Annotated in this window: 17 protein-coding genes and 1 pseudogene; 15 read left to right on the top strand and 3 right to left on the bottom strand. The window is 64.5% G+C overall.

The window, feature by feature from the left end:
• The 7 genes and pseudogenes from ACHIRB_RS14230 to ACHIRB_RS14200 all read left to right on the top strand — a co-directional run.
• Window positions 1–293: pseudogene (locus tag ACHIRB_RS14230) on the top strand (hypothetical protein); the annotation flags it as partial.
• Between the two features lie 359 nt (window positions 294–652).
• Window positions 653–751: a K(+)-transporting ATPase subunit F gene (gene kdpF / locus ACHIRB_RS14225; protein WP_199707591.1), complete on the top strand. Its 99-nt coding sequence runs from the start codon at window positions 653–655 to the stop codon at window positions 749–751.
• 3 nt (window positions 752–754) lie between these two features.
• Window positions 755–2,440 (top strand): potassium-transporting ATPase subunit KdpA, encoded by a 1,686-nt coding sequence (kdpA, locus tag ACHIRB_RS14220; RefSeq protein WP_395125020.1) that lies wholly within the window; start codon window positions 755–757, stop codon window positions 2,438–2,440.
• Window positions 2,437–4,542, top strand: coding sequence for a potassium-transporting ATPase subunit KdpB (gene kdpB, locus ACHIRB_RS14215; protein WP_395125021.1), 2,106 nt, complete (start codon window positions 2,437–2,439; stop codon window positions 4,540–4,542). Before kdpA ends, kdpB begins: the two co-directional genes overlap by 4 nt.
• A gap of 6 nt (window positions 4,543–4,548) precedes the next feature.
• A complete protein-coding gene (locus ACHIRB_RS14210) occupies window positions 4,549–5,190 on the top strand; it encodes a potassium-transporting ATPase subunit C (protein ID WP_395119056.1) in 642 nt (213 codons plus the stop codon).
• Window positions 5,183–7,699 carry a DUF4118 domain-containing protein gene (locus tag ACHIRB_RS14205; protein ID WP_395125022.1) on the top strand — a complete coding sequence of 839 codons (2,517 nt, stop codon included), beginning with the start codon at window positions 5,183–5,185 and terminating at the stop codon, window positions 7,697–7,699. Before ACHIRB_RS14210 ends, ACHIRB_RS14205 begins: the two co-directional genes overlap by 8 nt.
• The gene (locus ACHIRB_RS14200; RefSeq protein WP_395119052.1) at window positions 7,696–8,376 is read left to right on the top strand and encodes a response regulator; all 681 of its coding nucleotides are present in this window, start codon (window positions 7,696–7,698) and stop codon (window positions 8,374–8,376) included. The genes ACHIRB_RS14205 and ACHIRB_RS14200 overlap by 4 nt, the downstream gene beginning before the upstream one ends.
• Here the strand turns inward: ACHIRB_RS14200 and ACHIRB_RS14195 are convergent.
• Window positions 8,367–9,176, bottom strand: a complete 810-nt coding sequence (locus tag ACHIRB_RS14195; RefSeq protein ID WP_395125023.1) for an alpha/beta fold hydrolase — start codon at window positions 9,174–9,176, stop codon at window positions 8,367–8,369. The genes ACHIRB_RS14200 and ACHIRB_RS14195 overlap by 10 nt on opposite strands.
• 102 nt (window positions 9,177–9,278) lie before the next feature.
• Between ACHIRB_RS14195 and ACHIRB_RS14190 the strand changes: the two genes are divergently transcribed.
• The 6 genes from ACHIRB_RS14190 (at window position 9,279) to ACHIRB_RS14165 (ending at window position 13,381) form a co-directional block, all read left to right on the top strand.
• On the top strand, window positions 9,279–9,965 hold the full coding sequence (locus ACHIRB_RS14190) for a TetR/AcrR family transcriptional regulator C-terminal domain-containing protein (protein WP_395119048.1): 687 nt from the start codon (window positions 9,279–9,281) through the stop codon (window positions 9,963–9,965).
• Between the two features lie 26 nt (window positions 9,966–9,991).
• On the top strand, window positions 9,992–10,453 hold the full coding sequence (locus ACHIRB_RS14185) for an OsmC family protein (protein ID WP_395119046.1): 462 nt from the start codon (window positions 9,992–9,994) through the stop codon (window positions 10,451–10,453).
• Window positions 10,454–10,496: 43 nt separating this feature from the next.
• Window positions 10,497–10,775, top strand: a complete 279-nt coding sequence (locus tag ACHIRB_RS14180) for an acylphosphatase (RefSeq protein WP_395119066.1) — start codon at window positions 10,497–10,499, stop codon at window positions 10,773–10,775.
• A complete protein-coding gene (locus tag ACHIRB_RS14175) occupies window positions 10,776–11,684 on the top strand; it encodes a hypothetical protein (RefSeq protein ID WP_395119044.1) in 909 nt (302 codons plus the stop codon).
• 3 nt (window positions 11,685–11,687) lie between these two features.
• Entirely contained in the window at window positions 11,688–12,857 is a 1,170-nt protein-coding gene (locus ACHIRB_RS14170; RefSeq protein ID WP_395119042.1) for a glutathionylspermidine synthase family protein, read from the top strand.
• Window positions 12,858–12,931: 74 nt separating this feature from the next.
• Complete coding sequence (locus ACHIRB_RS14165) at window positions 12,932–13,381, top strand: DUF350 domain-containing protein (RefSeq protein ID WP_395119064.1); 450 nt, start codon at window positions 12,932–12,934, stop codon at window positions 13,379–13,381.
• A gap of 32 nt (window positions 13,382–13,413) precedes the next feature.
• Here ACHIRB_RS14165 and ACHIRB_RS14160 read toward each other — a convergent pair whose 3' ends face one another.
• Window positions 13,414–14,400: a polyprenyl synthetase family protein gene (locus tag ACHIRB_RS14160; protein WP_395119040.1), complete on the bottom strand. Its 987-nt coding sequence runs from the start codon at window positions 14,398–14,400 to the stop codon at window positions 13,414–13,416.
• A gap of 485 nt (window positions 14,401–14,885) precedes the next feature.
• Between ACHIRB_RS14160 and smc the strand changes: the two genes are divergently transcribed.
• Window positions 14,886–18,530 (top strand): chromosome segregation protein SMC, encoded by a 3,645-nt coding sequence (gene smc / locus ACHIRB_RS14155; protein WP_395119038.1) that lies wholly within the window; start codon window positions 14,886–14,888, stop codon window positions 18,528–18,530.
• 9 nt (window positions 18,531–18,539) lie between these two features.
• On the opposite strand, the gene ACHIRB_RS14150 is transcribed toward smc, so the two are convergent.
• A complete protein-coding gene (locus ACHIRB_RS14150; RefSeq protein ID WP_395119036.1) occupies window positions 18,540–18,929 on the bottom strand; it encodes a DUF2237 family protein in 390 nt (129 codons plus the stop codon).
• A gap of 98 nt (window positions 18,930–19,027) precedes the next feature.
• On the opposite strand from ACHIRB_RS14150, the gene ftsY reads away from it, so the two are divergent.
• Complete coding sequence (gene ftsY, locus ACHIRB_RS14145) at window positions 19,028–20,443, top strand: signal recognition particle-docking protein FtsY (protein ID WP_395119034.1); 1,416 nt, start codon at window positions 19,028–19,030, stop codon at window positions 20,441–20,443.
• The last annotated feature ends 36 nt before the right edge of the window (window positions 20,444–20,479 follow it).

Below are 20,479 nucleotides of genomic sequence, written 5' to 3'. Positions count from 1 at the left end.
GGCCACGGGAAACGGACCCGCGGCAACGCGGGCACCGCGCCCGTGGCCGACCCTACTGCCGGGAATGGGTGGCCGAACTCGGCCTGACCGATGTGGATCAGCTTGCGCTGGTGTGTGATTCGCATCATCGGTTGGCTGGAGTCAAAGACACCGACTGGAACACCATCGTCGCAGGACCCGATCACAAATATCCTGGCCGGATTCTGTGGGTTCCGCCGAAACACATCGATCCGGAACGAAAACCGCGCATAAATCACTATTTCCATCCCCACGAATACTGGGACCTCGACTGAGGGTGCCCATCCCGGCGCCGAGCAGGCGCTTACGGCGGTGGTCACTCGCGTTTCATCGCGATAAGCGCCTGTTCGGCTGAAGGCGGCGCGTCGTCGACGTGATCCCGATCATGCCCGTATCGGCGCGCGTCCGGCAGCCCGTAAAGAAACCGTCAAGGACGCGACCGCAGCCGTAAGTGGTGTGTCAGTGCCCGTCCAACAGGCAGCCGCAGGTTGCACCCTGATGAGGCCCGTCGAAGGTCGACGGCATGCGTCATAAGGATCTCGATGGCTGACCTTGCATATGTTCTGCTGATCATCGGCGGATTCATATTCTGTGCGCTCGTTTTGCGTCTCCTGCAAAACCAGAAGTTGGCCAAATGACCGGCGCCGGTGTGGTGAGCGTTCTGCTCATCGCGCTTTCGCTCGGACTGGTCGTCTACCTACTGGTCGCCCTCGTCGACCCCGAGAGGTTCTGACCTATGAATCCCGCTCTTGCTGCGGGGCTCCAGATCGCCCTTGTGATCGGTGTGCTCGCAATTGCGTACGTCCCCCTCGGCGACTACATGGCCAGGGTCTACACATCCGACAAGGATCTGCGTGTCGAAACGCTGCTGTACCGCTTGTGCCGCATAGATTCTCGCGCCGAGCAGACCTGGTACGGCTACGCCGGTAGCCTCCTCGGATTTTCCGCTGCCGGCGTCGTGTTCCTCTACTTCCTGCAGCGGATTCAGGGAGTTATGCCGCTGCACGGAGACCTGGCGGGGGTGAGCCCTGCGGTCGCGTTCAACACCGCGGTCTCGTTCGTCACGAATACGAACTGGCAGTCCTACGTCCCCGAAACGACGATGAGCAACTTCACCCAGCCGGTGGGGCTCGCGGTGCAGAACTTCGTGTCTGCTTCCGTCGGAATGGCTGTCGCCGTGGCACTGACGCGCGCTTTCGTCAGAGTCCGCACCAGCGGCGAGATCGGCAACTTCTGGGTCGATCTCACCCGCGGCAGCCTGCGAATTCTGCTGCCGATGTCGTTTGTCATCGCGCTCGTGCTGCTGAGCCAGGGCGTGGTTCAGTCCTTCCACAGTGGCTTCTCCTCGACCGGCCTCGACGGTTCAGCTGTTCGGAATGCGCTGGCGCCAGCCGCATCGCAGGAAGCGATCAAGGAAGTCGGCACCAACGGTGGTGGCATCTTCAACGCCAACTCGGCGCATCCGTTCGAGAATCCGACGCCCATTTCCAACATCGTCGAAATCATTGCGATCCTCATCATTCCGGTGTCGTTCACGCGGACCTTCGGGACGCTGGTCGGCAATGCCCGCCAGGGGCTGACGCTGGTTTCCGTCATGGCTCTGCTGTGGGGCACGTTGCTCGCCGTCACGCTGTGGTCGGAATCGAACACACGCGGAATCGCAGCCACGGCCGCCGGCGCGATGATGGAAGGTAAAGAAGTTCGCTTCGGGATTCCCGGTTCCGCGCTGTTCGCTGTCAGTACGACGGGAACGTCGACCGGCGCGGTGAACTCCTTCCACGACAGCTTCTCCGCCGGTGGCGGCGGTGCCCTGATTCTGAACATGCTGCTCGGCGAGATCGCGCCAGGCGGGGTGGGGACCGGGCTCTACGGCATTCTTGTGCTTGCCTTGATCGCCGTCTTCGTCGGCGGCCTGCTGGTTGGGCGAACCCCCGAGTATCTGGGCAAGAAGCTCGGCAAGCGCGAGATCACTCTCGCAGCGCTGTCGGTGCTCGTCATGCCCGCGTTGGTTCTGATCGGGACGGGCATAACGGTAATCCTCGGTTCTACGACCGGTTTTCAGGGCAACAGCGGTGACCCGGGCACACCCGGATCGATACACGGCTTCTCGGAAGTGTTGTACGCGTTCGCGTCCGCCTCGAACAACAACGGCAGCGCCTTCGCCGGCCTCACTGTTACGAGCGACTGGTTCCAGTCGGCGCTCGGTATCGCGATGCTCTTCGGGCGGTTCCTACCGATCCTCTTCGTGCTGGCGTTGGCCGGATCGCTGGTCAGTCAGCGTCAACACCCGAGCGGGGCAGGCACTTTGCCGACAACCGGCGGGATGTTCGCCGGTTTGCTGACCGGCACCGTCGTACTGGTCGCAGCTTTGACATTCTTCCCAGCGCTCGCGCTGGGCCCGATCGCAGAGGCATTGCAATGAGCACCATCACCGAGAGTCCGCGTGAGCCCGCACAGCGCGAGCATGTGAGCGCACGCGGCGACAGCGGCCCTGCCGTTGCGAGCGGCATATTCAACGCGCGTCAGCTCGTCACGTCGCTACCCGGCGCATTCCGCAAACTCGATCCGCGCCACCTTGCCCGCAACCCTGTGATGTTCGTCGTTCTGATCGGCTCGGTCGTCACGACGCTGTTCGCGGTCGCCGATCCGTCGGTCTTCGGTTGGGCTGTCGCACTGTGGCTCTGGTTCACCGTGCTGTTCGCGAACCTGGCCGAATCCGTTGCCGAAGGTCGCGGCAAGGCACAGGCCGCGAGCTTGCGACAGGTCAAGCGCGACACCACCGCTCGGCGGCTGCTGGCCGACGGAGCGACCGAGGAGGTGTCCGGCACCGAATTGAAGGTCGGTGACCGTGTCGTTGTGGTCGCCGGTGAGGTGATCCCAGGTGACGGCGATGTCGTCGAAGGTATTGCCACCGTCGACGAATCGGCGATCACTGGCGAATCAGCCCCGGTGGTGCGCGAATCCGGTGGTGACCGGTGTGCGGTGACGGGTGGCACCACCGTGTTGTCCGATCGGATCGTCGTTCAGATTTCGTCGGCGCCGGGCGAGTCCTTCGTCGACCGCATGATTGCGCTCGTCGAAGGCGCATCGCGGCAGAAGACACCGAACGAGATCGCACTCGACATCCTGCTTGCGTCGTTGACGATCATCTTCCTGTTGGCAGTCGTCGCCATCGGACCGATGGGTCAGTACGCCGGACAAGAACAGGATCCGATCAAACTGATTGCGCTGCTTGTCTGCTTGATCCCGACGACAATCGGAGCGCTGCTCTCGGCAATCGGCATCGCAGGTATGGACCGTCTCGTGCAGCGCAACGTGCTCGCGATGTCGGGTCGAGCAGTCGAGGCGGCAGGTGACATCGACACCCTGCTGATGGACAAGACTGGCACGATCACGTACGGAAACCGCAGGGCCACAGCGTTTTATCCCGCACCTGGCGTTGCCGTTGCAGATCTCGCCGAGGCTGCGCGACTGTCCAGCCTCGCTGACGGCACGCCGGAGGGTCGAAGCATCGTCGATCTGTGTGCCGAGCAGTTCGGAATGGATCCGACGCCGAGTGCGGCAGAGAAGGCCGGTGAGTTCGTCCCGTTCACAGCGCAGACCCGGATGAGCGGACTCGATCTCGATGGCCGCGAAATTCGCAAGGGTGCAAGCGATTCGGTGATCGCCTGGGTGCGCGACATCGGGGAGACGGTCGACGATGTCGTCAGCCGAACGGTCGACGATATCGCCCAGGGCGGCGCGACGCCGCTTGTTGTTGCGATCGTCGAGTCCGGCAGGGCAAAGGTACTCGGTGTCATCGAGTTGTCCGATGTCGTCAAGCCCGGCATCGCCGAACGGTTCGCGCAGTTGCGCGCGATGGGCATCCGCACGGTCATGGTCACCGGTGACAATCCGTTGACCGCCAAAGCAATCGCGGACCAGGCCGGCGTCGACGACTTCCTCGCAGAAGCCACGCCGGAGCAGAAGTTGGAGCTCATCAGGCAGGAGCAGGAGGGCGGTCGCCTCGTCGCCATGACGGGTGACGGCACCAATGACGCTCCCGCACTGGCGCAGTCGGATGTCGGTGTCGCGATGAACACCGGCACGTCGGCAGCCAAAGAAGCCGGGAACATGGTGGATCTGGACTCCGATCCGACCAAGTTGATCGAGATCGTCGAGATCGGCAAGCAGTTGCTGATCACCCGTGGTGCACTGACGACGTTCTCGCTTGCGAACGACCTTGCGAAGTACTTCGCGATCCTGCCCGCGTTGTTCAGTGGGATCTACCCGCAGCTCGACACGCTCAACGTCATGCGGTTGGCGACACCGGAATCGGCGATCCTGTCCGCGGTGATCTTCAACGCGCTTGTCATCGTCGGTCTGATTCCGCTGGCACTCAAGGGCGTTCGCTACCGACCGTCGTCGGCGTCGAAGCTGCTCGGCCGAAATCTGTTGATCTACGGCGTCGGTGGCGTTGTTTCGCCGTTCGTCGGCATCTGGTTGATCGACCAACTCGTTCGACTCATTCCAGGGATTGGGTGAAGTGTGATGCGTTTCGTCATTGGTTTCGTTCGCCAGACCTGGGCGGGTTTCACCGTTCTGTTGGCTCTCACCGCGGTTCTCGGTGTGCTCTACCCAGCAGCGGTATGGGGTGTTAGTCGGCTCGCGTCCGGATCGGCGGAGGGCTCGCCGGTGACCGACGCCGCCGGTTGCGTCGTCGGTAGCCGGTGGATCGGGGTCGACCCGCAGGTACCCGACGGCGCTGCGGACCCCTACTTCCACAACCGCGTCGTTGGTTCGGCTGCGGACGAAGATGCTTTCGCGCCAGGTGATCCGGCTGCCGCAGCCCCGTCGAACCTCGGCCCGAGCAGCGAGACACTCGCCGCGTTCATCGACGCGCGGCGAGCGCGTATCGCCGAGCGTGACGGCGTTTCGCCGGATCGGGTTCCCGTCGATGCGGTAACGGGTTCGGGATCGAGTATCGACCCACACATCAGCCCGGAATACGCAGCGATTCAAGTCGACCGGGTGGCACGGGAGAACGGTATGACCGACGAGCAGGTCGCCGCGCTTGTCGCCGAGCACACCGACGGCAGGACGCTCGGCTTCCTCGGGCAGGAACGTGTCAACGTTCTCGAACTCAATGTCGCTCTCGGGTTGCGAGCACCCGACTGCACGACCGGTGGATGATGAGAATGTGACTGCCTCGGAGCGATCGACGAAACGTGGGGAGCTGCGCATCTATCTCGGCGCAGCTCCCGGCGTCGGGAAAACGTATGCGATGCTCGGTGAAGCGCACCGGCGGATCGAGCGGGGCACCGATGTCGTTGCGGCAGTTGTAGAAACGCACGGGCGGGCCAAGACTGCTGCACTGCTCGACGGGATCGAGCTGATCGCGCCTAAGTATGTCGAGTATCGAGGCACGAGGATGCCGGAGCTGGACGTCGACGCTGTGGTCCGTCGGCGACCCGCACTGGTGCTGATCGACGAACTTGCACACACGAATACCCCGGGCAGCAAGAACATCAAGCGCTGGCACGACATCGACGAGATCCTCGATGCGGGAATCGATGTGCTGTCGACCGTCAATGTGCAGCACCTCGAAAGTCTCAACGACGTCGTCGAGCAGATCACCGGAATCGTGCAGCAGGAAACGGTTCCCGACGAAGTTGTGCGCGGTGCCGCCCAAATCGAGTTGGTCGACATCACACCGGAAGCGCTGCGCCGCAGACTCTCTCACGGCAACGTCTACGCGCCTGCCAAGGTCGACGCAGCGTTGAGCAACTACTTCCGGCAGGGCAATCTGACTGCGTTGCGCGAGATCGCGCTGCTGTGGCTGGCCGATCAGGTCGACGCAGCACTCGCGAAGTACCGCGCGGAGAACAAGATCACCGACACGTGGGAGGCGAAAGAACGCGTCGTCGTCGCCGTGACCGGCGGTCCGGAATCGGAAACCCTGGTCCGGCGGGCGAGTCGGATCGCATCGAGATCCAGCGCGGAACTGATCGTCGTCCACATCGTCCGCGGTGACGGCTTGGCCGGAATTTCCGCACCGCAGATGGGCAAAGTGCGCGAACTGGCAACGAGCCTCGGGGCAAGCCTGCACAGCGTCGTCGGCGACGATGTTCCCACCGCGCTGCTCGATTTCGCACGCGAGATGAACGCGACGCAGCTTGTCATCGGTACGTCTCGTCGATCGCGGTGGGCTCGCATCGTCGACGAGGGTATCGGTGCCGCGACGATCCAGCGGTCCGGCAAAGTCGACGTGCACATGGTGACCCACGAGGAGGCCAACCTCGGACGCACACGCACAGCGACACCGACCCAGCGTCGCCTGATCTCCTGGGTCGCAGCGGTACTCGTCCCGTCGGTCGTGTGCGCGTTCACGTTCGGACTGCTCGACCCGTATCTCGACGTCGGTGCCGAAGGCGCGGTGTTCTTCGTCGCCGTGCTGCTCGTCGCGCTGCTCGGTGGTGTCGCTCCCGCCGCACTGTCCGCAGTGTTGTCGGCGATGCTGCTCAACTACTTCTTCGTCGAACCTCGCTACAGCCTCACAGTCGCCAAACCGAGCAGCTTCGTCACGTCCGTCGTTCTGCTGATCGTTGCTGTCGCCGTTGCGATCCTGGTCGACGGTGCCGCCACGCGAGCACGGGAAGCCAAACGCGCATCCCGTGAAGCCGAGTTGCTGGCTCTGTTCGCAGGCTCGGTACTACGCGGCGCCGACCTGCCTGGATTGTTGGAGCGGGTGCGAGAAACCTACGCGCAGCGTGCAGTGAGTGTGTTCCACGAGAAGGACGGTCTGTTCGCGTCGGTGGGTGAGGATCCGCCTGCGTCGGTCGAAGCGGCGGACACGGCAGTCGAGGTTGCCGACGGACCCTACTGGCTGTTGCTGACCGGCCGCCGCCTGCCGAGCAGTGATCGTCGTGTCGTCGGCGCGGTCGCCAATCAAGCTGTCGGACTGATCAAACAGCGGGAACTGACCGAAGCCGCCAGTGCGGCAACGGCGCTCGCCGAAGCCGACCGATTGCGCCGCGCGTTGCTATCGGCGGTGAGTCACGATCTGCGCACACCTCTCGCGGGGGCAAAGGCAGCGGTGTCGAGCCTGCGTAGCGTCGATGTCGAGTTCTCACCGGAGGACACCGCGGAACTACTTGCGACGGTGGAGGAGTCGGTCGATCAACTGACGTCCCTTGTCGGGAATCTGCTCGATTCCTCACGGCTGGCGGCGGGTGTGATCCGGCCCGAGTTGCGTCGGGTCTATCTCGACGAGGTTGTGCACCGTGCGCTGGTGAGTATCGGCTCGGCTGCTCACGATCGGGTGGAAGTCGAGGTTGCGGACGTCAGTGCGATGGCGGACAGCGGACTGCTCGAACGTGTTGTCGCGAATCTCGTCGAGAACGCACTTCGCCATGCTCCAGGTAGTCCGGTGCGCATTGCCGCAGCGCAGGTCGGCGTTCGGGTGCTGATCACCGTCGCGGACGAAGGGCCCGGTGTGTCGAGGGGGACGGAAGAGGACATCTTCGGCGCCTTCCAACGGCTCGGCGATCACGACAACACAAGCGGTGTCGGACTGGGACTTTCGGTCGCACGCGGCTTCGTCGAAGCGATGGCAGGTACGGTCCATGCGACGGACACGCCTGGCGGAGGTCTGACCATAGTCGTCGACCTCGCGAATCCGGATGCGAAAGGGGCGAAATGACAAGGGTTCTCGTAGTCGACGACGAGCCTCAGATCTTGCGGGCCCTTCGCATCAACCTCTCGGTGCGCGGGTACGAGGTGACGACCGCTGCCGACGGCGCCGCGGCACTGCGCGCGGCCGCGCAGACGCGACCGGAGGTGATCGTTCTCGATCTCGGCCTTCCGGACATGGACGGCATCGAAGTACTTGCGGGACTGCGTGGCTGGTCGACGGCGCCGGTGATCGTGCTGTCTGCGCGCACCGATTCGGCCGACAAGGTCGACGCGCTCGATGCCGGCGCGGACGACTACGTGACCAAGCCGTTCGGCATGGACGAGTTTCTCGCCCGGCTGCGCGCTGCAGTGCGCAGGGGAGCAGCAGCGGCCGACGTGGACGAGCCGGTCGTCGTGACCGAATCGTTCACCGTCGACCTCGCGGCCAAGCGGGTGGTCAAGGACGGATCGGAGGTCCACCTGACGCCGACCGAGTGGGGCATGCTCGAGATGCTCGTACGTAACCGCGGCAAGCTGGTCGGTCGCAAAGAACTGCTCAAGGAGGTGTGGGGCCCGGCGTATGCGACCGAAACCCACTATCTCCGTGTGTATCTCGCCCAACTGCGCCGGAAACTGGAAGACGATCCGGCACATCCGAAGCACCTGCTGACCGAAGCGGGCATGGGTTATCGCTTTCAGGAGTGAAGGAAGAAGGTCTTCAGCGCCGCTGCCAGGTGTTCGTCGGCGACTCCGTGCCATTCACCTGGCAAGCTCAGGTGCGACGAACCGGGGATGTGGCGGGCCACCGTAGCGGCCATGCCTGTCAGATCGTCTGTGCTGCCTGCGCTGTCGAGCACCAACGTCGGGGTGGTGACGGATGCGAGCATCTTCAACGAGGTGGCTTCGCTGATGAGGCTGTCGTAGACGAGGGTGTGCGACACCGAGCGCATCAGCGACCAACTGTCCGTGGATCGCATCCGATCGACCACGTCGTCGGGCACACCGATTGCCGTGAGGTAGAAGCCCAGCGTTGCCTCCCGATCGCCGGAGTCGACCAGCCTCGTGAGTTCGTGGGTGAAGGCTCGTTGGGTGTCCGATGGGCCACGCTGTGCAGAGCTGTCGATCGGCGGCTCGAGCACGGTCATCCTGGCTATCGCGAGGCCGCGAACAGAAGCATGCAGTGCGAGTAGCGCTCCCGAGGAGAACCCGTGCACGTACGCTGATCCGCCGTTGGCTGCCGCCACTGCGGCCAGGTCGTCGACCTCGCGTTGGACGACAGCGTCGGGCGTTCGGTCGGTGCCAGAGAAGTCGGTGCTGGCTCCTCGTCCACGACGGTCGTACTGGACGACCCGGAAGCGGTCCGCGAGCTGGGTAGACAGACCATCGAAGGAGCTGAGTCGACGGAAGTGTCCCGCGGCATCGACGAGAACCAGAACGGGCCCTTCGCCCGTCACGGTGTAGGCGATCGACGTGCCGTCCTTCGACCGCGCGGTCCTGGTGTCCATCGAATCCTCCGTCGCTAACTGTACTCAATCGTTCACTTCAGGGTAGAGTGAACGAACTGTACTGTCTAGTTCATTTGAAGATCGACATCGACAGGAGGTGTGATGGAAAAGGGCGATCAGGAGGTCGGTACGGGCAGCAGTCGGTCGGAACGTAAACGTGCTGCGATCGTGGCCGCTGCGCGCGAGGTATTTCTGCGGCACGGGTACGCGGGCGCAACAATGGACGACGTCGCAGAGCTGGCCGGAGCGTCCAAAGTTACTGTTTACAAACATTTTTCGGACAAGCCAAGTCTGTTCACCGCCGTATTCACCACCGCGATAGACGACGTCGCCGCGGCCTCGCGGACCCTTGTCGACAGCCTCGGTGACAGCACCGACATCGAAGCCGATCTACGTCGCTTCGCGCGCGATCACGTCGTGTCCGTCACTGCGCCGGACCTCGTCCGGATGCGGCGGATGATCATCGCCGAGGCCGAGCGCTTCCCCGATATCGCGGCTGCGTGGCATCGTGCCGGGCCTGAACGTGGGCACCGGAGCCTCGCCGAACAGATCCGCAAACTCACCGCCCGCGGGCTGCTGAGAGCAACCGACCCCATGCTCGCGGCCCAGAACTTCAACTATCTGATTCTTTCGGTTCCGTTGAACGAGGCCATGTTCGTCGTCGGAGTCGATCCGCCGAGCATTCGACGACTGCATCGCTACGCCGACGAAGCGGTTCGACTGTTCGTAGCCGCCTATGGAGTAGCCGCAGTGGCCGCCCATGGAATCACAGACGCCGATCCTGCGTGATCGTGGTGCCTACCTAGGATGTCGACATGACCGAACAGGCGTCCGCGCCCGACGCATCCGACACCACAACCCCTGCAACGACCACGCTGTGGGTAGAGCGCACCGGCACCAGACGCTATACCGGCAAGAGTTCGCGGGGCGCCGAAGTCCTCGTCGGCTCGGAGTCGGTCGACGGTGTCTTCACTCCAGGCGAGCTGTTGAAGATCGCGCTCGCAGCCTGCAGCGGGATGAGTTCGGACTTGCCCCTTTCCCGTCGCCTCGGCGACTCCTACGATGCGACGATTCGGGTCTCGGGTGCAGCCGACCGTGAGAACGAGACGTATCCGCAGCTCGACGAAGTGCTCGAGTTGGACCTCAGCGAGCTCGACGAAGCCGCGCGGCAGCGGCTGCTGACAACTGTGGAACGTGCGATCGACCGAGTCTGCACGGTCGGGCGAACCATCAAAGCCGGCGCGAAGGTAACGCTGACCTTCGATATCGACGAGTGACCCAGTGACGACGAGTGACCCAGTGACGACGAGTGACGCAGTTATGGGGGAGCACGTTCGGCTGACCGCCTGGGTCCACGGCCACGTCCAAGGCGTCGGATTCCGATGGTGGACGCGCTCACGTGCGTTGGAGCTCGGACTGGTCGGACACGCAACCAACACGAGGGACGGTCGTGTTCTGGTGGTCGCCGAGGGTCCACGCGAACAGTGTGAAAAGCTTCTTGCGCTTTCGAGGTCCGGCCATACACCGGGCACGGTCGATCTCGTTGTGGAAAGCTGGGACCCCGCGAAGGGTGACATGTCTGGATTCGAGGAGCGCTAGTTGGGTCAGCACAGCAACGACGACGACGATCGCGAACGCACGGGCGGTACACCGAACACCCCGCCGCCGCTGCGACCGAATCAAGGTCCGACAACCCCGCCGCCGTTGCGTCCCAATCAAGGTTCGACCCCGCCGCCGTTGCGGCCGAACCAGCCTTCGGCGAGTCCGCCGCCGTTGCGTCCCAACCAGGGTTCGGTCCCGCCGCCGTTGCGGCCGAACCAAGGGTCGGTCCCGCCGCCACCTCAGCCAACTCCACCCGCACCCGAACCGCCCGCACCCGAGCCATGCGCACCGGAACCGCCTGCGGCAGAACCCGATCGACCGGCCGCGGCGTCGAGTGAGCCGCCACCGTGGGAACCCCCGCCACCGGGGTGGCAGCCGCCGGTATTGGAGCCCGAGCGGCAGGGTGGCAGCATTCGCCGCCAGGACGCCGGATCGACACGGCCACGGCCGCAGACCGTCGCGGACGCGCGAGCACGAGACAAAGCGCGGCAACGGCAGGCCGAGCTCGACCGCCAAGCGGTCGAGCATTCTGACAAGAAGCGCAAGACCAGGCGGCGTCTCATCGGTGCGGGAGCTGTCGTCGGTGTGGTCGGAGCGGTCGCGCTCGGCTACTACGCGCTCAGATCCGACGACGTTCGTGCCGACTGTGTCGCCGTCGAAGACGGTCAGGAGATCATCGTCGACGACCAGTTCTGCGACGGAACGCCGAACTCGAGCGGTGTCTTCATCTATGCGGGCAGCGGTAAGCAGTATCGGTACTACTACGGCGGCTCGGGCTCGAAGGGCGATCGGATCTCCGGCGGCACAACTGTCAAACCCAAGGGTGCCAACATCACGACCAGCTCGGGTAAGACCGTGCAGCGTGGTGGCCTCGGTAGCAAATTCAGTAGCAGCAGTGGGTCGTAGCTGATGCGCCGAGTTCGGAGCAATCCACGGCCCGGTTGGCAGCAGATCGTCGAGTCGCAAGGTCTTGTCTACGGCTCGCCTGCGCGCGACGCCGAAGGCTACGCGCGGCCGTACTGGGACGAGTCGGTGCACTACGAGTTCGAGATGGACGAGATCCTCGCGCTCGAAGCCGACGTCGAGCTGCTGCATTCGATGTGTCTGCACGCCGTCGAGCAGGTCGTCCTCACCGAGCGGTATCGCGATTTCGGTCTGCCCGAATGGAGTTGGGGTCCGATCGCGGAATCGTGGAAACGGTCCGACCCGCACGTCTACGGGCGTTTCGATCTGCGGTACGACGGTCGGAGACCGGCAAAGCTGTTGGAGTACAACGCCGACACGCCGACGACGTTGCTGGAGGCCGGGATTCTGCAGTGGCACTGGCTGACCGACCTCTACGAGGGCGACGATCAGTGGAACTCGTTGCACGAGAAGCTCGTCGAGCGCTGGACCGAACTGAAGGACGTGCTTCCTGCCACGCAGTTGCACTTTGCCTGGTCCTCGGCGGACGAGTCGGGCGAAGACAACGTCACCACCGCATACATGCAGGAAACGGCGGCCGAGGCCGGCTTCGACACCGTCGCACTCGCGATCGAGGACATCGGCTACGACATCGAACTGAACCGCTTCGTCGATCTCGAAGAGGCACCCGTTGCCTCGATCTTCAAGTTGTATCCATGGGAGTGGGTCCTCGACGACGAGTTCGGCAAGCGCGTCGTGGCGAGCCTGCCCGCGACCATGTGGATCGAGCCGCTCTGGAAGACGCTGCTCAGCAACAAGGCGATCCTCGCCGTCCTGTGGGAGATGTACCCCGGACATCCGAATCTGTTGCCCGCGTACCTGGATCAGCCGAACGAGCTGACCGAATTCGTGCGCAAACCGAAGCTCGGCCGTGAAGGCGCGAACATCACGATCGTCGGCGCCGGTATGGAAACCGCGACCGGTGGCATCTACGGCGAAGAGGGCTTCGTCTACCAATTGCTGGACCCGCTACCGGAATTCGACGACATGCGCCCCGCGCTCGGGGCCTGGATCGTCGGCGACGATTCGGCCGGGCTCGGGATCCGTGAAACCTCGGGCCTAGTCACCGACGACGGCGCCGCCTTCGTACCGCACCGCATACCTGCCAAAGACTGAACGCCGCACACTCGAAAGTAAACGGAGACAACGTAATGACATCGGTATCGCTGCTAGCTTCGTCCACCTCACCCGTGACCACCATGGCGCTCGAGTCGGGATACTGGGGTTCGCTCGGGCGGGGCGTCGGGGCGATCGTCTGCTACGCGATCGTCGGACTCGTCCTGATGATCGTCGGCTTCTACGCGATCGATCTGACCACACCGGGCAAACTGCGTGACTTCGTCACCGCGGGCATGCCGAACGCGATCATCGTGCTCGCGTCGGGGATGGTGAGTATGGCTCTCATCGTCGTCCTTGCGATCTTCGCGTCCTCCGGCAAGCTCAGCGAAGGGCTTATCGCCTCACTGGTTTTCGGCCTGGTCGGCATCATCGCGCAGGTCGTCTCTGTGCGCGCGATCGAGCTTGTGTCCGGCGTCGACATCGGTGCCGTCATCCGCTCGGAGACCTATACCCCCGAGGTGCTCATCGTCGCGGCTGCCCACTTCGGTCTGGGACTCGTCGTAGCGTTCGCGATTCTCTAGCCGGGCTACAGACGGGGAGCAGCGCGCGGAGATCAGAAGTCGGTCTGCACGACCGAATCGAGCTTCTTCGTGTGCAGAGCCTTCGTCACGTTCTTCGACCAGGCGTCGACCCTCGTGACGACGACGGGGGATTCGCTGAGTTCACGCGCCCGCTCGATCTCCTGCTCGGCCGCCTCGAGGTGCCGGTAGGCGATGTCGGTCGACGTTGCGATCGCCTCGGACCACATCTGCTTGTCGATCGCCGAAAGATCGCGCCCTGCCGGTGTTTTCGCCGCCGCGTCGAGTGCGATGACAACAGGCAGTGTGTAGTTGCCGAGGTCGATGTCGAACTGCGCACTCTTCGAACGGTCCTTCTCGGCGCCTTCGAGCCACGCTGCGAGGTCTTCGACATCGTCGACCACCTGGAATGCGATGCCGATCTCGCGGATCGCGAGCAGCAGGTGCGCGTGACCGTCGTCGCGTCCCGCTTCTGCGGCTCCGATGAGGAAGGCCAACTCCAACATTGCCGAGGTCTTGCCGCGGCAGATCGTGTAGTACTGCTCCGCGGTTTTGTCGAGGCGCCCGCGGAATCTGAGCTCGGATTCCTGTGCGGTGTTCACGCGGTCGTAGGCGTCGACGAAACTCGTCGTCATCGGTGCCGAACCCGATGCCGCGATGAAGATTCCGCGCGTCGAGATCAGGTTGCCGATGAGCAGAGCTTCGTCGGGGCCGAAGGAATTGGTCAGCGTAGGCAGATTGCGCCGTAGTACGGCCTTGTCGATGATGTCGTCGTGCACCAGCGTTGCTGTGTGCAGCATCTCGAGTGCCTTGCAGTGATCGAGCAACGTCGAAGTATGTGTTCCCGCAACGTGATGCGCTAGGCGTGATCGAAAATAGCGGCCCTTGTACAGACTGGCCGAGTATTCGGCCAACCCGAATCTTCCGAGGATCTCGTCGTATTCGCGTTTCAGTTCTATTGCCAACTCGTGCTGGAACTCGGAGAAGGCGTCGGCGTCCCCGCCGGCGTAGGTTCGCGACATTGTCAGGCCGTGCCGACTTGGGTCGTGCCGACATCGGTCGCGCTGCGGGTGGACTCGGAGGTTCGGCAAACGAGTACGACTGCCATCGCTTCAACCCCCTCGTGTTAATCGATCCCGCTCGCTGCGAACGGGTCCGGCGTCGATATGGACAGGTAAGAATGTCAACGGCGCTGTGCTAGGTCAAGACGAGATCGTAATGGGCAACAAAGACCGATATCGGCGAACTGCTTCATGATCAACTCGCGACGTCGATTCGAGTATGTCCAGTTCAGAGGGTAGCTGCCTCGGCACGTCTTTGCCGCTCGAGAGCGCAGTGGCTGTGGTGATACTGCTCTGGAGACGCCTCGGCGGTGTGCATGATCACACGCCGGTGGCGGACGCAGGCTGCTCGTAGGGGCCGGAAGATCGTGCGGCCTGCAAACCGTCTGGTACGGCACCCGGTAATCTGGGCCGACTATGTCAACCCCCGTCGCTCGACCAGCCGCATGCATCTGAAGAGTCTCACGCTGAAGGGTTTCAAATCCTTCGCGTCCGCGACGACGCTGCGGTTCGAACCAGGAATCACGTGTGTCGTGGGTCCGAATGGTTCGGGGAAGTCGAACGTGGTCGATGCGCTCACCTGGGTGATGGGCGAGCAGGGTGCGAAAGCTCTGCGTGGCGGCAAGATGGAAGACGTCATTTTCGCCGGTACGTCCGGCCGTGCACCGCTTGGTCGCGCCGAGGTCACCCTGACGATCGACAACTCCGACGGGGCGCTGCCCATCGAGTACTCCGAGGTGTCGATCACCCGGCGGATGTTCCGCGACGGCGCGGGGGAGTACGAGATCAACGGCACCGCGTGCCGGTTGATGGACGTACAGGAACTGCTCAGCGACTCCGGCATCGGCCGTGAGATGCACGTGATTGTCGGCCAGGGCCAACTCGCTGCCATCTTGGAGTCGCGGCCGGAAGACCGCCGGGCCTTCATCGAAGAAGCCGCAGGGGTGCTCAAGCACCGCAAACGCAAGGAAAAGGCGGTCCGCAAGCTCGATTCGATGCAGGCGAATCTCGCCCGCCTGACCGACCTGACCTCCGAGCTGCGTCGCCAGCTCAAACCGCTCGGCAGGCAGGCCGAGGTGGCAAGGCGAGCGCAAACCGTGCAGGCGGATCTGCGTGACGCCCGCCTGCGGTTGGCCGCCGACGACCTCGTCACGCGCCGGACCGAACTTGCCGGACAGCAGAATCACGAAACGATGATCCGCGAGGAGCAGGACGCCGTCGCGGCCGAACTGGAGTCGGCAACCGCACAGCAGGCGGACCAGGAGCTGGCTGTGGCGCGGTTGACCCCGAGTGCCGAAGCAGCCGGTCAGACGTGGTTTCAGCTGAGCGCACTCGCGGAACGGGTCAGTGCGACGGTTCGGATCGCGAAGGAGCGGGCGCGGCATCTCGAGGCTGAACAGTCCTCCGGACGTGGACGCGAACCCGAACAGCTCGAAGCCGAAGCGGAAAGGGTCGCTGCCGAGGAAGAGGAGCTGCTCGCGGTTGTCGAGATTGCCACCGATCGTCTGCTCGACGCCAAGGAGCAGTTGGGCGAGCGGGAGCGAGCGGCGACAGCGGCGGAACATGCACACCTTGCAGCTGTTCGCGCCATCGCAGACCGGCGCGAGGGTCTGGCGCGACTGTCCGGCCAGGTCGACACACTGCGGATGCGAGCGCAATCGGTCGACGCCGAAGTCGCCCGCCTGTCGGGTGCGATAGAGGAGGCGCGTCGCCGCGGCGACGCCGCGCAGGCCGAATTCGACGAAGTGCAGGCGCAGATGGGCGACCTGGATTCGGGAGAACAGGGACTCGACGCTCAGCACGAACACGCCGTCGAAGCGCTCGCACATGCAGACAGGCGAGTCACCGAACTTCGCGACCGGGAGCGAGCCGCAGGCAAAGATGTCGCGTCGTTGACGGCCAGGATCGAGGCGCTGTCGATGGGTTTCGGTCGCAAGGACGGCGCGGCCTGGCTACTCGCTCGCAACGACGCAGGCCTGCTCGGTCCGCTAGCCGGTTTGATCAGTGTCCACGCCGGCTACGAAGTCGCCGTCGCAGCAGCGATGGGTCCGGCAGCGGACGCTGTTGCAGTCGACACCGATCGCGCGGCCACCGCTGCCGTCGCAGCGCTCAAGCACGGTGACGGCGGCCGAGCAGCGCTCGTCTTCGGCAACGGCGCCGCGCCTGCATTGCCATCGGTGGAGCTCCCGACGGGTATCAGGTGGGCGATCGAGGTCGTGACCTGCCCGGACTCCTTGCGGGGCGGGCTAGCGGCGATGTTGCACGGCGTCGTCGTCGCGACTCACCTCGACGATGCCGTCGGTTTCGTCGGTAGGCAACCATCTCTACGGGCGGTCACGGTCGACGGCGATCTCGTCGGCTCGGGCTGGATCACCGGCGGTTCGGATCGTCCGCCGAGTCAGCTCGAGATTCAGGCGACGATCGATTCGGCGAAGGCCGACCTGCGGACCGCCGAACGCCTTGCCGAGGAACTCGGCGCAGCGCTGTCGGGTGCACTCGACGAACAACGTGATCGGCGCGAGGCTGCCGAGGTCGCACTGAGCGCGCTGCACGAGTCCGACCGTGCGATGGCGGCGGTGTACGAGCAACTCGGCAGGCTCGGGCAGGTTGCACGCCTCGCGCATGCCGAGTCCGTTCGGCTGACCCAACAGCGGTCCGCAGCCGAGGCCGGCCGTGAAGAGTCCATGAATTCGCTTGCGGAGCTGGAAGATCGGCTCCGCAACGCCGAGCAGGAGCATTCCGAGATCGACGCGGACGGGATGGGCGCGGCCGGCGCCGAAACCGCGGGGCGCGAACGTGCGGACGCTGCGGAGGCACTTGCGGAAGCGCGAGCAGCCGAGATCGAGGCGAGGCTGGCGGTGCGCACCGCCGAGGAACGGGCCGAATCCCTGCGCGGCAAGGCGGATTCGTTGCGACGCGCTGCCCGCGCGGAGCGTGATGCGCGTGCCCGCGCCGAGCGTGCCCAGCGCGCCCGACAACACGCGGCAGCGGTCGCGGGTGCCGTCGCAGCGTCGGGTCAGCGCGTCGCCGAGCATCTGGAAGAGGTTGTCGCCGAAGCGGTTTCGCACCGTGACGATCTCGTGCGGGAGCGGGCCGAGCAGAACGAGTTGCTGGAGAAAACCAAGGAGCGAGTTCGGGTGCTCAGCGGCAAATTCGCTGCGCTGACCGATGCGGTCCACCGTGACGAGGTCGCTCGCGCGCAGGCTGCGTTGCGCATCGAGCAGTTGGAAGAAGGCATCGCCGAACAGTTCGGCATCGGGCTCGACGACCTCGTCGCCGAGTACGGACCCGACGTTCCCCTACCGCCGACCGCGCTCGAGCTTGCCGAGTACGAGCAAGCGAAGGAACGTGGCGAGCAGGTGGTCGCTCCGGCGCCGATGGCCTACGACCGAGCGACCCAGGAGCGGCGTGCCAAGTCTGCGCAGAAGGATCTGACGACGCTCGGCAAGGTCAATCCGCTTGCGCTGGAAGAGTTTGCGGCGCTGGAGGAGCGCTATACCTTCCTCTCCACGCAGTTGGAGGACGTCAAGAACGCGCGCAAGGATCTGCTCGACGTGGTCGCCGAAGTCGACGAGCGGATCCTGCAGGTGTTTGCCGAGGCCTATGCCGATGTGGAGCGCGAGTTCGTCCAGGTCTTCGAAACGCTCTTCCCCGGCGGTGAGGGCAGACTGCTGCTGACCGATCCCTCGGACATGCTCACGACGGGTATCGAGGTGGAGGCCCGCCCGCCCGGCAAGAAGGTGAAACGGCTGTCGCTGTTGTCGGGTGGGGAGAAGTCACTCACCGCGGTTGCGTTGCTGGTGGCCATCTTCCGTGCTCGCCCCTCGCCCTTCTACGTCATGGACGAGGTCGAAGCGGCGCTCGACGACACCAACCTGCGTCGCCTGATCGCGCTCTTCGAACAGCTGCGGGAGAAGTCCCAGCTGATCGTCATCACACACCAGAAGCCGACCATGGAAGTTGCCGACGCGCTGTACGGCGTGAGTATGCGCGGCGACGGCATCACGACGGTGATCTCGCAGCGGATGCGTGGCCAGAACGTGCGGGTGGCCGTCGGTTCGGCTACCGCTGACGACACGGCCGACGCCTGACCCGTTCGATCAGGACAGGCCCGCCAGATCGTCGGGTACGTCGACTGCATGGGCACGCAACGCTTCGAGCGGAACGATGTCGAGCGCGCGTTCGTGCGTCGCGGCGAGCACGACCGGTGCCGCGGCGCCGTCGAGGAAGGCCTGCATCCACCGCGCGGCGACAACACACCACCGGTCGCCTGGCACGAGTCCTGGGAAGTTGTACTCGGGTCGCGGGCTGGACAGGTCGTTGCCGACCGCAGCTTGATGCTCGAGGAATTCGGCGGTGACCACGGTGCAGACGGTGTGGCTGCCCGCATCCTCCGGTCCGGTGCTGCAACAGCCGTCGCGGTAGAAGCCGGTGACAGGATCCGTTCCACATTCCTGCAGGCGGTCGCCTAGAACGTTGCGTTCGATCACCGGGCAATCGTCGCACCCCGGGGTGACCCGCGCACGGGTTGAGGTGTGCACGGGGTGAGGAGTTAACGGTCGGATCGTTCCTCTGACAGGATGGCCGAGTGACTGCCGAAGCTTGGATCCTCATCGCGGCTGCGGCCGCAATACTTCTGATCGCCCTCGTCGTCGGCTTCGTTCTGTACCGACGCAGGCAGATCTCGTTGACGGCGTCGAAAGCGCCGACCGCGGTCGAAGATCGCTCGGGCGGCTACAAGGCAGGCGGCGGCTTCAGCTTCAGCCAGGGCGGTACGGCGACAGCTCCGAGGCAACCGGTCGGTGAGCGTACCGACGTCGACGGGCAGCCCGCTGTCGGAGACGACGCCGCTGTCCCGCGCGACGCTCCCAAACGTGGAATCACCGAAATTAGGCTGCCCGATCCTGTTGTTGACGAAGCGACCCCGGTCGCCGAGCAGCCGACACCGGCGGTCGAAAAGCCTGCACCAGCGGTCGAAAAGCCTGCACCGGTTGTAGCGGAGCCGGTGGTCGAGGAGCCTGAGCTACCGACCGCACCCGCGACGCCGCAGAGCCTGGACACCGCACCGACCATCGACGAGATCGCCCCGACGGAAGGTCGGCTGGACCGGCTGCGTGGGCGACTGTCGCGATCGCAGTCGGCGGTCGGCAAGAGCCTGCTCGGCCTGCTCGGCGGCGGTGACCTCGACGAGGACTCGTGGGAAGAAGTCGAGGACACGCTGCTGATAGCCGATCTCGGCTCTGCCGTCACGACCAACGTCGTCACAGCACTGCGGGAGCGGATGGCTACCCGCAACGTTCGGACCGAAGCCGAGGTCAGAGCGCTGCTTCGCGAGGTACTCATCGAGGCGCTGCACCCGGAACTCGATCGGTCGATCCGGGCTCTGCCGCACGACGACCATCCGTCGATCCTGCTCGTTGTCGGTGTCAACGGCACCGGAAAAACGACGACGACCGGCAAGCTTGCTCGCGTCCTCGTCGCCGACGGTCGGCGGGTGCTGCTCGGTGCCGCGGACACGTTCCGCGCTGCCGCAGCCGACCAGCTGCAAACCTGGGGTGAGCGCGTCGGCGCCGATACCGTTCGCGGCAAGGAACATGCGGATCCGGCGTCGGTTGCTTTCGATGCGGTAAGCAAGGGGATCGAGCTCGGCGTCGACGTCGTACTCATCGACACCGCGGGCCGCCTGCACACCAAGACCGGTCTGATGGACGAGCTCGGCAAGGTCAAGCGTGTGATCGAGAAGCGTGCGACCGTCGACGAGGTGTTGCTCGTCCTCGATGCGACGATCGGTCAGAACGGGTTGATGCAGGCGCGGGTCTTCGCGGACGTCGTTGCGATCTCGGGTGTGGTGCTGACCAAACTCGACGGCACGGCAAAGGGTGGCATCGTCTTCCAGGTTCAGCACGAGCTCGGTGTACCCGTGAAGTTGGTCGGCCTCGGTGAGGGTGCCGACGACCTCGCCCCGTTCGAGCCTGCCGCTTTCGTGGATGCCCTGCTCGGCTAGAAACGCGGCACGGCTGCCGCCTCGCCTGCGGAAGAT

The organism is Antrihabitans spumae (assembly GCF_043944905.1).
GTDB classification, from domain to species: Bacteria; Actinomycetota; Actinomycetes; order Mycobacteriales; family Mycobacteriaceae; genus Antrihabitans; species Antrihabitans spumae.
Note: the sequence above shows the minus strand (reverse complement) of the source record. Positions and strands in the feature narration are given on the sequence as shown.